The organism is Candidatus Vagococcus giribetii, from assembly GCF_017316185.1.
Classification (GTDB): Bacteria; Bacillota; Bacilli; order Lactobacillales; family Vagococcaceae; genus Vagococcus; species Vagococcus giribetii.
Genome location: NZ_JAFLVX010000004.1, coordinates 71533 through 87750 on the forward strand (window position 1 = coordinate 71533; position 16218 = coordinate 87750).

The window sequence follows — 16218 nt, forward strand, 5'->3', positions numbered from 1 at the left end:
CTTCATCTATTAGTATATCTTATTTTCCTTTATTTCTTCCGCCAAAATCATTGAAATATCGTAAACTTTCTTGTATAATTCCGTTGTCAGTAAACTTATTGTTTAATATTAGTAAACTTTTATGCTTTACTGTTTAGTAATACTAAACTTTGAAACGAGGATTCCTATGAATATTGGTAATAAACTAAAAAATTTACGCATTCAAAAAAATCTTACCCAAGAAGAGCTTGGTGAACGTACTGATTTAAGTAAAGGTTACATCTCTCAGCTCGAAAGAAATTTAAGCTCTCCTTCTATGGAAACATTCTTTTCTATATTAGAAGTATTAGGTGTATCGCCAAAAGCCTTCTTTGATGAAAAAGAACAAATTCAACAGGTTGTTTATACTGAGGACGACCACACCGTTTACTATGAAGAAGATAAAGGGTATGAGATTAATTGGTTAGTGTCTGATTCTAATGAAAAAGACATGGAGCCGATCATTCTTTCTTTAGATAAAAACGGCGAGTACAAAGAATTCGAGCCCTCTCTTTCAGATACATTTGCTTATGTGTTAAAGGGACGAGTCTGTGTTGAAATTGGTGGAGATAAGTACTACGCTAGTACTGGAGAATCCATTTATTATCAAGCACTCAAAAAACATCAAATCAAAAATGATTTTGATGGCACAAGTCAATTATTATTAGTAGCAACTAATTCATATTTATAAAAGGGGTGGCATTAGTGAGTAAAACAATTATTAAATTTGATAATGTAGTAAAAGAATACGACGATACAGTAGTTTTAAAAGAGGTAAGTTTTGAGATAGAGCAAGGGAAATTTTATACCTTGTTGGGTCCTTCTGGTTGTGGTAAAACCACCATTTTAAGATTAATTGCAGGCTTTACTGAGCCTACTTCTGGAAATGTATTTTTTGATGGTAAAAAAATCAATCAAATTCCTGCTAATAAACGAAAAGTTAATACTGTTTTCCAAGATTATGCCCTTTTCCCTCATATGAATGTTTTTGACAATGTGGCATTTGGATTGAAAATAAAAAAATTACCTAAAGACGTCATCGAACGCAAAGTAAAAGATGCCTTACGCATGGTTCAATTATCAGGTTTTGAAGAGCGACAAATCGGCGAAATGTCTGGTGGACAAAGACAACGTGTGGCCATTGCTCGCGCCTTGGTCAATGAGCCAGATATTTTACTGTTAGATGAGCCTTTATCAGCGCTTGATTTAAAATTACGGACAGCTATGCAGTCTGAATTACGCGAATTACAAAAACGTCTTGGCATTACATTTATCTTTGTTACTCATGATCAAGAAGAAGCTTTAGCTATGAGTGATGAAATCTTTGTCCTAAACCAAGGGAACATTGAGCAAAGTGGCACTCCTAGAGATATTTATGATGAGCCAATTAACCGTTTTGTGGCAAACTTCATTGGTGAGAGTAATATCGTTGATGGGACCATGCTTGAAGACAACTTAGTTGAGTTTGTAGGAAAATCCTTCGAGTGTGTGGATAGTGGGATGAGAAAAAATGAGCCCATTGAAATCATGATTCGACCTGAAGATTTAAGTCTAGTCCCTATTGAAAAAGGTAAGCTAGTTGCTAAAGTTGACTCTCTTCTCTTTAGAGGTGTTCATTATGAAATTTTCTGTATTGATAAAGAAGGCAACGAATGGACAGTTCACTCAACAAAACGAGCTACCGAAGGACAAGAAGTTGGTATTTACTTTGAACCAGAAGATATTCACGTCATGCGTTTTGGTGAGTCTGAGGAAGACTTTGATGCGCGACTTGAAAGCTACGACGAAGAGTAAGGAGGTTGAAAAATGACTGTTAATAAAAAACTTTATACGATTCCTTATGTTTTTTGGCTACTACTCTTTGTCATTGCACCTGTATTACTCATTGTGTATCAATCTTTCTTTGATACAAATGGTGCCTTTACACTAGCCAATTATCAGCAGTACTTAACCTCTGGAACTTATTTAAAAATGACCTTTAACTCTGTGTTTTATGCTTTTTTAATTACGCTTTTTACGTTACTTATTAGCTATCCTACCGCGTATTTGTTAACGAAGCTAAAACACAAACAACTTTGGTTAATGCTAATTATCTTACCTACTTGGATTAATCTACTATTAAAAGCTTATGCTTTTATTGGTATCTTTAGTGTCCATGGTAGTGTGAATCATTTTCTAGAAATGATCGGCATTGGTGGCAAGCAGATACTTTTTACTGATTTCAGTTTTATTTTTGTTGCTACTTATATTGAAATCCCCTTTATGATTATGCCGATTTTTAATGCCTTAGAAGAAATTAACCCTTCTTTGATTTCAGCAAGTCGCGACTTAGGGGCTAATGGCTTTGAAACTTTTAGACGTGTTATTTTACCTTTATCTATGAATGGTGTTAAAAGTGGGGTACAAGCTGTTTTCATTCCCTCATTAAGCTTATTCATGTTAACTCGTTTAATTGGCGGTAATCGCGTCATTACTCTTGGAACAGCCATTGAGCAACATTTCCTTGTGACCCAAAACTGGGGCATGGGGTCAACGATTGGAGTTATCCTAATCATCACTATGTTTGTCATTATGTTCTTTACAAGAGAGAAGAAAAAAGGAGGTAGAACGAAATGACAAAAAAATCATTTAAATGGTCACATCTCTACCTAATCTTTGTTTTTATCTTGCTTTATATTCCTATTTTTTACTTGATTTTCTATTCATTTAATGAAGGTGGTAATATGACTTCCTTCACTGGTTTTACTTTAGAACATTACAAAACCGTGTTTGATGATACACGTTTAATCGGCATTGTGGTAAATACCTTTTTACTTGCCTTCTTATCAGCTCTTGTTGCAACCATCATCGGAACATTTGGGGCTATGGGGATTCATTACACAAAACAACGCGGCATCCGTAACACCATCCTTAGTTTAAATAATGTCTTAATGGTTTCTCCTGATGTTATTATTGGGGCAAGTTTTTTAATTCTATTTACCTTCTTAGGAAGTTGGTTTGGTTTTAAATTAGGTTTTGCTTCTGTGCTGTTATCTCACATTGCCTTTAGTATTCCTATTGTTGTCTTAATGGTATTACCTAAAATGCAGGAGATGAATCAGTCTCTGATTGATGCAGCAAGAGATTTAGGTGCAAATAATTTTCAAGTATTGAATAGAGTTATTCTGCCTTATATCACGCCTGGTATCATCGCCGGTTACTTTATGGCCTTCACCTACTCCTTAGATGACTTTGCGGTAACTTTCTTTGTTACAGGAAATGGCTTTAGTACCCTATCAGTTGAAATCTACTCACGAGCTAGACAAGGGATTAGCTTAGAAATCAATGCCCTAAGTACCCTACTATTCTTGTTCTCATTAATTTTAGTCATTGGCTATTACTTTATTAGTAAAGACAATACGGCTAAAAAACATCGTAAAAAAGCGACACGCTAGAAAGGAAGCCACTATGAGAAAATTAAATTCTTTAATCATTGGAATTATCGGGATTATTTTATGCCTGACAATCGTTTCTTATAACCTCGAAAAAAGTTCTGGTCGAGCAGGCTCTAAAGTCGTGACGATTTACAACTGGGGAGATTATATTGATCCTGATTTATTAAAAAAATTCGAAAAAGAATATGGCTATAAAGTCATTTACGAAACATTTGATTCAAATGAAGCCATGATCACTAAGATTGAACAAGGTGGAACAGCCTATGACATCGCTATTCCTAGTGAGTACATGATTCAAAAAATGATGAAACAAAATCTATTATTAAAACTAGACCACAGTAAAATCAAAGGCTTAGACAATATTGACCCACGTTTTCTTAACATTGATTTTGACCCACAAAACCAATACTCTATTCCCTATTTTTGGGGAACTTTAGGGATTATCTACAACGATAAATTCGTTGATGCAAAACACATGCAACATTGGGACGATCTATGGGCACCTGAGCTAAAAAATAACGTGATGCTTATTGACGGGGCTCGTGAAGTAATTGGTTTAACCTTAAATAGTGATGGTAATTCATTAAACAGTAAAAATGACCAAGAACTTGAAGCTGTCTCTAAAAAGCTAACAGGTCTTACAAGTAACGTCAAAGCTATCGTGGCTGATGAGATTAAAATGTATATGATTAATGAAGAAAGTGCTGCTGCTGTGACTTTTTCTGGTGAAGCTAGAGAGATGTTAGATAACAACGAACATCTGCACTATGTGATTCCTGAAGAAGGTTCTAATCTATGGTTTGATAACATCGTCATTCCTAAGACAGCTAAAAATGTTGACGGAGCATATGACTTCATTAATTTTATGCTAGAGCCTGAAAATGCTGCAGCTAACGCTGAATATATTGGCTACTCTACTCCTAATAAAAAGGCCGTAGAACTTTTACCAAAAGAAATCGTTGAAGATGAACAATTTTACCCAAGTCCAGAAACTATGGCTAATTTAGAAGTCTATGAAGACTTAGGCTCTAAGTATTTAGAAGTCTACAACGATCGCTTTTTAGAATTTAAAATGTACCGTAAATAACGACAAACTAGTGAGTCATTAAAAAAATGACTTCACTAGTTTGTTTTTTTTATGGTAAACTTTCCTTTTGATTTTGAAAGTCAATAATTTTAAAACAACCTTTTTTAAGGTATAATAATGACAATCATATTTTTTAGCAAGGAGATGAGCCTATGGAAATCATCGAAAAAGCCCCTGCAAAAATCAATCTTGGTTTAGATGTTCTCTACAAACGACCAGATGGTTACCATGAACTCGAGATGGTTATGGCTAGCATTGATTTAGCTGATCGGTTGACCTTTAGAAAACAACCAGAAGATACCATTACAATTACCACAAATAGTGGTTTCTTACCAACGGATCGAAAAAATAATATTTTTCAAGCCATTGAAGCCATGAAAGAGGCTTACTCTTTTGAAGGTGGCGTTCACGTTGAACTACAAAAAAGAATTCCTGTTGCGGCTGGTTTAGGCGGCGGCAGTAGTGATGCTGCCGCAACCTTTAGAGGGATTAATCGTCTATTTGATTTAGGTGTATCAACGGAAGAAATGACACAACTAGCGATTCCTATTGGCACAGATATTCCTTTTTGTTTAAAAGGTGAAACTGCTTTAGTCACAGGTCTTGGGGAAATCGTCACCCCACTTTCTAGACCTATGCCTCAATGTTGGGTTGTCTTAGTGAAACCTAAAGTCAGTGTCTCAACGCCACGTGTTTTTTCTAAAATTGATGTCAATACATTACCTCATCCTGACATCAACGGCTTAAAAGAAGCTATTGAAGGTAATGACTATCAAGGCATGACGCAACTATTAGGAAACTCTCTTGAAGCTTATACCACAGCAAAGTTCCCCATTGTGCAACTGATTAAAGATAAGATGCTTGCCTTTGGTGCTGATGCAGCTGTGATGAGTGGTAGCGGTCCAACAGTTCTTGCATTATGCGACAAACATTCTCGTGCCATTCACATTGCCAATTCCTTAAAAGGATTTTGCCAAGAAGTCTATGTCGTGCGTACATTAAACCAGTAGAAAAAAGAGCTTTTTACAAAAAAGAGCTCTTTTTTCTTGCCTTCTTTTACATATCATGCTATTCTACTACTTGTTTAAAACGTAACGATTACATTTTACATAGAGTTAGCTCATAAGAAAGGAGCATTGCCATGCATTACATTGATGTTAAAGGACTTACCTTTTATTACGGTGAAGAACCCGTTTTACAAGATATTTCTTATCACGTTGATCCGGGAGAATTCGTTATTCTAACAGGAGAAAACGGTGCAGCAAAATCAACCCTAATAAAAAACACATTAGGTCTATTAAAGCCTGCTAAAGGTTCTATTACAATCTCTCCAACTAACGCGGAGGGACAACCTTTAAAGATTGGCTATAGTCCACAACAAATTGCGTCATTCAACGCGGGATTTCCTAGTACTGTTTTAGAGCTTGTCCAGTCTGGACGCTTTAATAGCGGTAAATGGTTCAAGCGACTTACTGCTATCGACCATGAACATGTGGAAAAAGCACTCAAATCAGTGAGCATGTGGGACATGCGACATAAACGAGTTGGTGAGTTATCAGGTGGGCAAAAACAACGTATTTGTTTAGCGAGAATATTTGCTTCTGACCCTGATTTATTTGTTCTAGATGAACCTACAACTGGAATGGACGAGACCTCACGACGAGATTTCTATCAACTACTTCGCCATAGCTCTCACGTTCATGGTAAATCGATTTTAATGATCACTCACGATCACGAAGATATTAAAGAATACATGGATCGTCATATCCAGTTAGTTAGAAAGGAGGATACAGAATGGAGATGTTTTCATATGCATTCATGATCAGAGCCTTAATTGCAGCGTCCTTTATGGCTGTTATCGCTCCTTTACTTGGCGTTTTTCTTGTCTTAAGAAGACAATCTTTAATGGCCGATACCTTGTCTCATGTGTCTTTAGCTGGGATTGCTTTAGGTTTCTTTATTAACTTTAATCCAACAGTAACTACCTTAATCGTTGTTATTGTAGCAGCCTTAGCCCTAGAGTACATTCGTAAGCTCTACCCTTCTTATTCTGAAGTATCAACTGCCGTATTAATGGCTGGAGGACTAGCAACTGCTCTTGTTTTAATGAATTTAAACAAAGGACAGACTAGTATGAATATCAATCAATATTTATTTGGTTCTATTATTACGATTAATTGGGCTCAAGTGAAAGTTCTTGGCGTATTGATGGTAGCTATTGTTGTGCTATTTCTATTTTTAAGAAAACCAATGTACGTCTTAACATTCGATGAAGACACTGCTCACGTAGACGGCCTTCCTGTGAACTTATTATCCACTTTATTTAACGTGATGACAGGTGTCGCAATTACTTTAATGATTCCGATTGCTGGGGCTCTTTTAGTCTCTGCCATTATGATTTTACCAGGAACGATTTCGATGAAATTAGGACGGACATTTAACCAAGTTATCTTTATTAGTATTATCGTCGGATTCTTCGGTATGATTTCTGGTTTAATTAGTTCCTACCAGTTAGATACTCCCCCTGGAGCAACGATTACCTTAATATTCATTTTTATGTTTATTCTAGTCAATTTGATTCAATCCCTTATGAAGAAAGGAAAAAGAAAGGCTTAGCCTTTCTTTTTTTTCGTTTATTTGCGAACATTTACTTTTTTTTCTTAAAAATACTTTGTTTTTTGCTCAAAACATACTATAATGGTTAGTATTACTTTAATTAATTAGAAGGAGTTATACATATGAAAATAAAAAGAAGTGAACGTTTAATTGATATGACTGCCTATATTTTAAACAATCCCCACAAGCTCACTCCTTTAACTTATTTTGTTAATAAATACGAGTCGGCAAAATCATCTATTAGTGAAGATTTAACCATCATTAAAAAAACATTCAAAGATAGAGGTTTTGGTACCTTAGAAACAATGGCTGGTGCCGCTGGTGGCGTTATTTTCACACCAGAGATTCCTTTTGAACAAGCTAGATTAATGGTCAATGATTTATGTGAACGTTTATCTGAACAAGACCGATTATTGCCTGGTAGCTACGTTTATTTATCTGACTTATTAGGTGACCCACAATTACTAAAACAAATTGGTCAAATTATCTCGTCTCAATACGTTGGTCAAGAAATTGACGCTGTTATGACTGTTGCCACAAAAGGTGTGCCAATTGCTCAAGCCGTTTCATACTACTTAAACGTGCCATTTGTTATTGTTCGTCGTGATTCAAAAATCACAGAAGGCTCAACAGTTAGTGTGAATTATGTATCTGGTAGTTCTGAGCGTATCGAAAAAATGGAACTCTCAAAACGTAGCCTAAAAAGAGGCTCGCGTGTCCTTGTGGTAGATGACTTCATGAAAGGTGGCGGAACGGTTAACGGTATGAAAGCCTTAATCGAAGAGTTCGAAGCTGAGCTAGTTGGTATCACTGTATTTGCAGAATCAACTTTTGGTGGCCGTAGAATGATTGACGATTATACGTCCCTACTTTGTGTGAAAGATGTAGACACACGTACAAAAAATATTACAGTAGTTCCTGGAAATTACTTTGATCCTAAACTATCTTAATTGGTATAGTCAATTATATTAAAGGAAAGAGCTTGATGTATCAGCTCTTTTTTTGTTACAATAAATCGAAACTATAGAGAAGTCTTAAGGAGTGTTAACACGTGAAAAATCGTTACGCAATTATTTTGGCTGCAGGTAAAGGATCTCGTATGAAATCCTCTTTATATAAAGTTCTACACCCTGTTGCTGGTAAACCAATGGTAGAGCATGTTATTGAACAAATCGAAGCAGTTAAAGTTGATGAGATTGTTACAATTGTCGGTTTTGGTGCAGAAATGGTCAAAGAACAATTAGGCGATCGTTCAAAGTATGCTCTTCAAACAGAACAACTAGGAACAGGTCATGCCGTGTTAGCTACAGCTGATTTATTAAAAGCTAAAAACGGAACAACTCTAGTTATTTGTGGAGATACTCCCCTTCTAACAGCAGAAACTTTAGAAGAGTTAATCAACCATCATGAAGCCATCGGCGCTAAAGCAACTATTTTATCTGCTATAGCCAAAGACGCTTCAGGTTACGGACGTATCGTTCGAAACGCAGAAAACCATGTAGAAAAAATCGTTGAACACAAAGATGCTTCTGAGGAAGAATTACGCATCAATGAGTTCAACACAGGAACTTACTGTTTTGACAACGCCTTTTTATTTGAGTCATTAACACAAGTGGGTAATGACAACGCACAAGGCGAATATTACTTACCAGATGTGATTAGTATCTTAAAACAACAAGGTGACATTGTGAGTGCGTATATCATGGATTCAGAAGAAGAATCTATGGGAATCAATGACCGTGTTGCCTTAGCAAAAGCCAACCAATTAATGACTGCTCGCATTAACGAAAACCATATGAAGAATGGCGTGACTTTCTTAGATCCAAGTACAACTTACATTGAAAGTGACGTTGTCATTGGTCAAGACACAGTGATTGAACCTGGCGTTATGTTACGTGGAAAAACAGTGATTGGTGATAATTGTTTCATTACGGCTAATTCTGATATTAGTAATAGCCATATTGGAAACAACGTTGTCATTAAATCATCTACTTTAAATCAAGCTGTTGTTAAAGATGGTGCTGATGTTGGTCCTTACGCTCATTTACGTCCAAACGCAGATATCCATGAAAATGCTCATATTGGAAACTTTGTTGAGATCAAGAAAGCAACAATTGGTGAAGGCACTAAAGTTGGTCACTTAACTTATGTAGGGGATGCGACTCTTGGTAAAGATATTAACGTTGGTTGTGGTACTGTTTTTGTTAATTATGATGGCAAAAATAAATTCCATACAATCGTCGAAGATCATAGCTTCATTGGTAGTGGTACCAATTTAGTTGGGCCAGTGACTTTAGGGCGTAACTCTGCCATTGCTGCCGGCTCTACCATTACAAAAGATGTTCCTGAAGATGCTTTAGGAATCGCACGTGGACGTCAATCAAATTTAGAGGGTTATGCTAAAAAAATGCCATATAACGAATAAAAAGCGCTCAAATCACTTGATTTATTCGTTAAAAATGACTACTATTTAGTGGGAAGTATAATCACAAGTTAAAAACAAGAAAGCGGAGGTCCTCATGTCTAATCATTACTTTGATCCAAGACTAAAAATCTTTTCATTAAATTCTAACAAGCCACTTGCAAAAAAAATTGCTGATGCTGTTGGAGTAGAACTAGGAAAGTCTGAAGTAAAACAATTCAGCGACGGTGAAATTCAAATCAATATCGAACAAAGTATTCGTGGTGGTCACGTTTACCTAATTCAATCAACAAGTAATCCTGTTAATGACCATTTAATGGAATTATTAATTATGATTGATGCCTTAAAACGCGCTAGTGCTAAAACAATTAACGTTGTTATTCCTTACTATGGTTACGCTCGTCAAGACCGTAAAGCACGCTCTCGTGAGCCTATCACTTCTAAATTAGTAGCTGATATGCTTGAAAAAGCAGGAGCAACTCGTATCTTAGCATTAGATTTACATGCAGCTCAAATCCAAGGATTCTTTGATATTCCTGTGGATCATTTAATGGCTGCTCCACTATTAGCAGATTACTTTATTGACCATGGTTATGAAGGTGACGATGTTGTCGTTGTTTCTCCTGACCACGGTGGTGTAACAAGAGCTCGTAAATTAGCTGAAATCTTGAAAGCACCTATCGCTATTATTGACAAACGCCGTCCAAAAGCAAACGTTGCTGAAGTAATGAATATTATTGGGGAAGTTAAAGGGAAAAAATGTGTCCTAATCGACGACATGATTGATACAGCTGGAACTATTACCCTAGCTGCAGAAGCATTGAAAGAAAAAGGCGCAACTGAAGTTGTCGCTTGTTGTACACACCCTGTTCTTTCAGGTCCCGCTATTGAGCGTATTGATAACTCTTCAATTGAAAAATTAATCATCACAGACTCTATTCTTTTACCTGAAGACAAACATTCAGATAAAATTGAGATTGTCAGTGTTGGAGAATTAATGGGAGATGCGATCAAACGTATTCATGAAAACAAACCTGTTAGTCCACTTTTTGAATCAAAAAAATAAGCTAATAAAAAAACATCTGGTTATTTTCCAGATGTTTTTTCGTTTTGCTCACTTAATAATTGACGAATATCTTGAAGAATTACTTCTGTTGTTTCTATCTCTTCAACAATTTCTTCTTGTTCTTCTTTTTTAGGTACCATTCTATTAGCTTTGTTAACACCTTTAATAATCATAAATAAAACAAATGCGGTAATTAAAAAAGTAATAATAGCTGAGATGACTGATCCATAGTTAAATTCAACTCCATTAACTGTAAATGACAAACTCTTAGTCACGTCGTCCACATTAGTTGAACCAGGGAAAATCAAACTAATCACTAAGCTAATTAAAGGTGTAATTAAATTTTCTGTTAACTTAGTAACAATCCCTGTAAAAGCTCCTCCAATAATGACCCCTACTGCTAAATCAAGGACATTCCCTCTCATAATAAACTCTTTAAATTCTTTTATCATTGTAACAACTCCTTTTTCTACTGTTATTATATTCTATTGTCTCTCTTTTTTCTTCTAATTTGCTTTCTCCTCATAAAAATAAAATCCTACGTTTAATTATTAACCTTTTCTTAAACTTTATTTTTTTACTAGAAAATCTTGCCTTTTCCTATCAAATCAGTCAATTTTTTGGTACTCTAAAGGGTGTATCTATTTATTAAAAATGATACCTATCTGATCAACAAAGGAGATTAGATTTATGACTTTTGAATTAAATCAAAACGTGAATTTACACGTTATTCCAACTAATAAATATAAGACGGTTCGGCTTCTTGTTCGTTTCTCCGCACCTCTTTCAACTGAAACCAGTAGTAAACGAGCTCTATTAGCTAGTCTAATGGAAACAAATAGCTTAAATTTCCCTGATCAAACTAGTTTAAGTAAACAATTATCTGAATTGTTTGGTGCTAGTTTTGGTATCGGCGTCAGCCGTAATGGGAATGAACATTATTTAACCTTAGGTATGAATATTATTAACGACCATTTAGTTCCAAGTGGGACTTCTGTTTTAGAATCTGCTGTGGCGTTTTTAAAAGAAATCATATTCGCCCCTCATATTATTAATAATCAATTTGAGCCAGAGACGTTTTTAAGAGAAAAAGAAAACTTAATGGAATATATTCGCTCTATTTTTGATGATAAACAAACCTATGCGTCTCTTAGCCTTCAGAATTTATTCTTTGCCCGCTCTAGTAGCCAAAGAACACCTAGTTTTGGTAGTATCGAAGGCATCGAAAAAGAAACAGCTTCATCTATGGCTGCCTATTACCAGCAAATGATTGCTCAAGATAAGATTGATATTTTAGTCATTGGAGACGTTGCTGAAGGATATGTTGCCAGATGTTTTAAAGACTTCGGATTCTCTGATCGTCCTTATGACAAAGGCCCCTTGTTCTATCAACAATCCTTACAAAATGTGATTCATCAAAAAACCGAACAACTTCCTGTGGTCCAATCTAAACTAAATTTAGCTTATCATTGTGACATTTATTATTACGATGAGTTGTATTTTGCTTTGATGGTGTTTAATGGGTTATTTGGTGGCTTCCCTCACTCAAAACTATTCTTAAACGTGAGAGAAAAACACAGTTTAGCTTATTATGCGAGTAGTTCTGTTGAGCCTTTTAGAGGATTATTAACGGTTCAAACTGGTATTGACGGCAAAAACAGAGAAAAAGTCCTTCGTTTAGTCAATGAACAACTAAAAGACTTAGCATCTGGAAAAGTAAGCTTAGATGACTTAGAGCAAACTAAAGTCATGCTAATCAATCAGTTCCTACTTAGCCTAGATAATCAACGTGCCTTGTTAGAACAAACTTTCTTAAAAATTAAAGTCCCTAATGCGGATATTTCTCAAGAAGAATGGGTAAAACGCGTTCAAGACGTTACCATTGAAGATGTTCAAGCAGTTGCTAAACACATCAAGCTACAAGCGGTTTACTTTATGGAAGGAGAAAAAGAACAATGATGAAAAAGATTTTTTATCCTTCAATCAACGAAACAATCTATACAGGTGTCCTAGATAATGGTTTAGAAGTAACCTTACTTCCTAAACCTGATTTCCATAAAACTTATGGTTTATTTACGACTAACTATGGCTCTATCGATAACGAATTTGTCCCACTAGGACAAGAGGCCTTTACTAAAGTCCCTGATGGAATTGCTCATTTTTTAGAGCACAAATTATTTGAAAAAGAAGATGAAGATGTCTTTCAACGTTTTGGTCGCCAAGGTGCCTCAAGTAATGCTTTTACTAGCTTTACCCGTACAAGTTACCTCTTCTCTTCAACGGACAATACCTTAGAAAACATCGCTACTTTGATTGATTTTGTTCAAGACCCTTACTTTACAGAAGAATCTGTTAATAAAGAAAAAGGCATTATTGCTCAAGAAATTAGAATGTATCAAGACGATCCTAATTGGCGTTTGTTTTTTGGGATATTAAACAACATGTATCCAAAACATCCGTTACACATTGATATTGCTGGAACAGAAGAAAGCATTGATAAAATCACTGCTGAAAATCTATATCTTTGCTACAACACCTTCTATCACCCAAGTAATATGAATTTATTTATTGTGGGCAATATGGATGCTGAAAAATTGATGGATTTTATTATTGAAAACCAACAATCAAAAGAATTCGTTCCTAGTACACCTATTGAACGTCGTTTCCCTATTGAGACGGCTAAAGATATTGTCAAAGAAAGTAGCATTGAACTATCTGTCAGTCGACCTAAAGCCATTATTGGCCTTAAAGGACTAGATACCGTACCTGAAGATGGTTTTGAACGATTAAAATATCAAACAAGTATTCAATTATTACTTCAATTACTCTTTGGAGACACGTCTGAGAGTTATTTAAACATGTACAATGATGGCTTAATTGATGATTCTTTCTCTTTTGAATTTAGTTTGGATCGTAGCTTCCACTTTGCTGACTTTAGTTCAGATACAACTGAACCTGAACGTTTTGCCAACCAAATGATTAACTTGATTCTAAAATCAAAGGATAGCCCAGAGCTAACAGAAAGAAACTTAAATTTAGCTAAACGCAAAATGATGGGAAAACATTTACAATCTCTAGATTCTCTTGAATATATTGCTAATCAATTTAGTGGCATGAAGTTTGGTGATACCACTCTATTTGATTTAGCTGAAGTCATTGATAGCATTGAATTAAAAGATTTAATGGCTGTTCATGAAGCATTCATCAGACCTGATGGATTAAGTCGTTTCTTTATCTATCCTAAGAAAAGGTGAGTCAGATGACATACGCATTCATTACAGGTGCTAGTGGTGATATCGGAGCCGCTTGTGCGAGAGCTCTTGCTAAAGAGGGTTATTCTCTTTACTGTCATTACCACAGCAATGAAGAAAAAATACGAAACCTTGTGACTGAACTTAAAGCAGCTTATCCCGAACAAGACTTCTTGATAATTCAAGCAGACTTGTCTCTTGATAGTAGCCTTGAGATCATCACTCAATCTGTATTTCAGTTAGATGGTATTATTTTTGCTCATGGGGACACGTCGTATGAGCTGTTGACGACACACACATCAAATGAATTTGATGACATGTGGCGCGTTCATTTAAAAACACCCATGAGACTTTGTCAGGCTTTTCAAAGTAAACTAAGCCAACAACAACAAGGACGCATCGTTTTTATTAGTTCTATTTATGGTCTTTCTGGCAGTTCAATGGAAGTGCTATACAGTACCCTAAAGGGCGGACAAATTGCCTTTGCAAATGCTTATGCTAAAGAAGTCGCTTCTTTAGGTATTACGGTTAATACGATTGCTCCAGGAGCAGTAGCTACTCGAATGAACACAGACTGGACCGAAGAAGAAACAAAAGAATTACTTGAAACTATCCCTGTCAACCGAATGGCGTTACCTGAGGAGATTGCTAGCTTTGCTTCATTTTTATTTAAGAAAGAAGCAAGTTATATCACTGGGACAACCCTACCAATGACAGGTGGATGGAAAATTTAGAAAGAAGGAGCAATACATTGGAAACCATTGGGGAAAAATTACAAAAAGCCCGCATTGATCGTGGTTTAACAATTGGTGATTTACAAAAAATTACTAAAATTCAACGACGTTACTTAGAAGCCATTGAAGAAAATGACTTCGACGCAATGCCTAGCGATTACTATAAACGAACTTTTATCCGACAATTTGCTGAAGCAGTTGGTTTAAATCCACGTCCTCTATTAAGACGTTTAGATGGTAAACCAGAAGAAACTGATTTATCGAATACCATGGCTTTGAGCATACCGGTTAAGGGTTCCCGAAAATCAAAATACAATGAAACAAATTCAAAAAAATCCATGATAGCTGCCTACCTTCCTGTTGTGTTACTTGTTTTAGTGGTACTAGGAATTATTGGTACTATCGTGTGGGCAATTATGATTGATTCTGAAAAAGGACCTATTGTCCCAACACCAAATAAGACAACTATTGTGGATAATTCAACGACTCAGTCAACAGTAACTTCTTCTGCAAAAGAAGAAAAAACCACTGAAAGTAGTACACCTGAAAAAGAAAAGAACAAAGATAAAAAAGAGAAAAAGGCAAAAGATAATATCGCCTTAGAATCTGATACTGGTGAAGCCGTTCTTTATAAAGTCTCTGAATGGGAAAAACCAATGAAGGTTGCTTTTAAAGGCTTAGATGCGGCTGCTTGGATTGGTTTAGAAAATCCCCAAACCCAAGAATTATTCTACCAATACACGATTCAACCTGGAGAAGAGTTAGAGACGTTTGTTCCTGATGACTTAGATAGCTTTGCTATTGTCGTTGGTGCTGCAAGAAATGTGAGCATCACTATTAATGGAGAGGAAATTAAATTTAACGAAAAAACTCCCGTTGATGGCAAAAAAGTGATAACATTAGAAAAAGGAACACTTGATACTCAATCTACAGGAGAGGAAAGATAAATAAAATGAACTTACCTAATAAGTTAACGGTCTTACGAATTTTCATGATTCCTATCTTTATCGTCGTTGCTCTAGTTCCTTTGAACTGGGGAAGCGTTGATATCTTAGGAACCAATTTAGAAGTGAGTCAATTAGTTGCTGCTATTATTTTCGCTGTTGCTAGTATCACTGACTGGTTAGACGGAAAAATTGCTAGAAAACATAATTTAGTTACTAACTTCGGTAAATTTGCGGATCCATTAGCTGATAAAATGTTAGTTATGACAGCCTTTATCGTGTTAGTAGAACAAGGTAAAGCGGCTGCTTGGATTGTTGCTATTATCGTCTGTCGTGAATTAGCTGTAACAGGCTTACGTTTACTACTAGTTGAAGGTGGAGAAGTTATGGCTGCTGCTTGGCCAGGAAAAATTAAAACAGCTACTCAAATGGTGGCTATTATTTTACTATTAATCAACAACGTGCCGTTTGCTAGTTTTAATTTCCCATTAGACCAAATCATGCTTTATACTTGTTTAATCTTTACAATTTACTCAGGTATTGATTACTTCGCTAAAAACAAAGACGTATTTAAAGATTCTATGTAAAAAATCAAGAGACATCTCTTGATTTTTTCTTTATTTAAGCTTAAATTTAGACTATGTTT

17 protein-coding genes are annotated in these 16218 nt (G+C 35.6%); 16 read left to right on the forward strand and 1 reads right to left on the reverse strand.

What is annotated here, in order from left to right; genetic code table 11:
- The first annotated feature begins 166 nt into the window (after nt 1-166).
- The 11 genes from DOK76_RS01220 (at nt 167) to DOK76_RS01270 (ending at nt 10643) form a co-directional block, all read left to right on the forward strand.
- Nucleotides 167-709: a helix-turn-helix domain-containing protein gene (locus tag DOK76_RS01220; protein WP_206964379.1), complete on the forward strand. Its 543-nt coding sequence runs from the start codon at nt 167-169 to the stop codon at nt 707-709.
- 14 nt (nt 710-723) lie between these two features.
- Nucleotides 724-1812 carry an ABC transporter ATP-binding protein gene (locus DOK76_RS01225; RefSeq protein ID WP_206964381.1) on the forward strand — a complete coding sequence of 363 codons (1089 nt, stop codon included), beginning with the start codon at nt 724-726 and terminating at the stop codon, nt 1810-1812.
- Between the two features lie 12 nt (nt 1813-1824).
- Nucleotides 1825-2634 carry an ABC transporter permease gene (locus DOK76_RS01230; RefSeq protein WP_206964383.1) on the forward strand — a complete coding sequence of 270 codons (810 nt, stop codon included), beginning with the start codon at nt 1825-1827 and terminating at the stop codon, nt 2632-2634.
- A complete protein-coding gene (locus tag DOK76_RS01235; protein ID WP_206964384.1) occupies nt 2631-3452 on the forward strand; it encodes an ABC transporter permease in 822 nt (273 codons plus the stop codon). Before DOK76_RS01230 ends, DOK76_RS01235 begins: the two co-directional genes overlap by 4 nt.
- Before the next feature lie 13 nt (nt 3453-3465).
- Nucleotides 3466-4539 (forward strand): ABC transporter substrate-binding protein, encoded by a 1074-nt coding sequence (locus DOK76_RS01240; protein WP_206964385.1) that lies wholly within the window; start codon nt 3466-3468, stop codon nt 4537-4539.
- Nucleotides 4540-4691: 152 nt separating this feature from the next.
- A complete protein-coding gene (gene ispE / locus DOK76_RS01245; RefSeq protein WP_206964386.1) occupies nt 4692-5549 on the forward strand; it encodes a 4-(cytidine 5'-diphospho)-2-C-methyl-D-erythritol kinase in 858 nt (285 codons plus the stop codon).
- A gap of 131 nt (nt 5550-5680) precedes the next feature.
- Entirely contained in the window at nt 5681-6361 is a 681-nt protein-coding gene (locus DOK76_RS01250) for a metal ABC transporter ATP-binding protein (RefSeq protein ID WP_206964387.1), read from the forward strand.
- The gene (locus DOK76_RS01255; RefSeq protein WP_206964388.1) at nt 6334-7155 is read left to right on the forward strand and encodes a metal ABC transporter permease; all 822 of its coding nucleotides are present in this window, start codon (nt 6334-6336) and stop codon (nt 7153-7155) included. Before DOK76_RS01250 ends, DOK76_RS01255 begins: the two co-directional genes overlap by 28 nt.
- A 122-nt stretch (nt 7156-7277) precedes the next feature.
- Nucleotides 7278-8105, forward strand: a complete 828-nt coding sequence (purR, locus tag DOK76_RS01260) for a pur operon repressor (RefSeq protein ID WP_206964389.1) — start codon at nt 7278-7280, stop codon at nt 8103-8105.
- A 101-nt stretch (nt 8106-8206) separates the two neighbouring features.
- Complete coding sequence (glmU, locus tag DOK76_RS01265; RefSeq protein ID WP_206964391.1) at nt 8207-9580, forward strand: bifunctional UDP-N-acetylglucosamine diphosphorylase/glucosamine-1-phosphate N-acetyltransferase GlmU; 1374 nt, start codon at nt 8207-8209, stop codon at nt 9578-9580.
- A 94-nt stretch (nt 9581-9674) separates the two neighbouring features.
- The gene (locus DOK76_RS01270; protein WP_206964393.1) at nt 9675-10643 is read left to right on the forward strand and encodes a ribose-phosphate diphosphokinase; all 969 of its coding nucleotides are present in this window, start codon (nt 9675-9677) and stop codon (nt 10641-10643) included.
- 20 nt (nt 10644-10663) lie between these two features.
- Here the strand turns inward: DOK76_RS01270 and mscL are convergent, their stop codons facing one another.
- On the reverse strand, nt 10664-11095 hold the full coding sequence (gene mscL, locus DOK76_RS01275; protein ID WP_206964395.1) for a large conductance mechanosensitive channel protein MscL: 432 nt from the start codon (nt 11093-11095) through the stop codon (nt 10664-10666).
- A gap of 238 nt (nt 11096-11333) precedes the next feature.
- Here mscL and yfmF point away from each other — a divergent pair, with 238 nt between their 5' ends.
- From yfmF to pgsA, 5 genes are read left to right on the forward strand one after another with little or no spacing between them, the layout of a single operon-like run.
- On the forward strand, nt 11334-12602 hold the full coding sequence (gene yfmF, locus DOK76_RS01280) for an EF-P 5-aminopentanol modification-associated protein YfmF (protein WP_206964397.1): 1269 nt from the start codon (nt 11334-11336) through the stop codon (nt 12600-12602).
- Nucleotides 12602-13897 carry an EF-P 5-aminopentanol modification-associated protein YfmH gene (gene yfmH / locus DOK76_RS01285; protein ID WP_370590069.1) on the forward strand — a complete coding sequence of 432 codons (1296 nt, stop codon included), beginning with the start codon at nt 12602-12604 and terminating at the stop codon, nt 13895-13897. The genes yfmF and yfmH overlap by 1 nt, the downstream gene beginning before the upstream one ends.
- Nucleotides 13898-13902: 5 nt before the next feature.
- The gene (gene ymfI / locus DOK76_RS01290) at nt 13903-14628 is read left to right on the forward strand and encodes an elongation factor P 5-aminopentanone reductase (protein ID WP_206964402.1); all 726 of its coding nucleotides are present in this window, start codon (nt 13903-13905) and stop codon (nt 14626-14628) included.
- Nucleotides 14616-15575 carry a helix-turn-helix domain-containing protein gene (locus DOK76_RS01295; RefSeq protein ID WP_206964404.1) on the forward strand — a complete coding sequence of 320 codons (960 nt, stop codon included), beginning with the start codon at nt 14616-14618 and terminating at the stop codon, nt 15573-15575. The genes ymfI and DOK76_RS01295 overlap by 13 nt, the downstream gene beginning before the upstream one ends.
- Nucleotides 15576-15580: 5 nt before the next feature.
- Nucleotides 15581-16159, forward strand: a complete 579-nt coding sequence (gene pgsA, locus DOK76_RS01300; RefSeq protein WP_206964406.1) for a CDP-diacylglycerol--glycerol-3-phosphate 3-phosphatidyltransferase — start codon at nt 15581-15583, stop codon at nt 16157-16159.
- Nucleotides 16160-16218 lie beyond the last annotated feature (59 nt).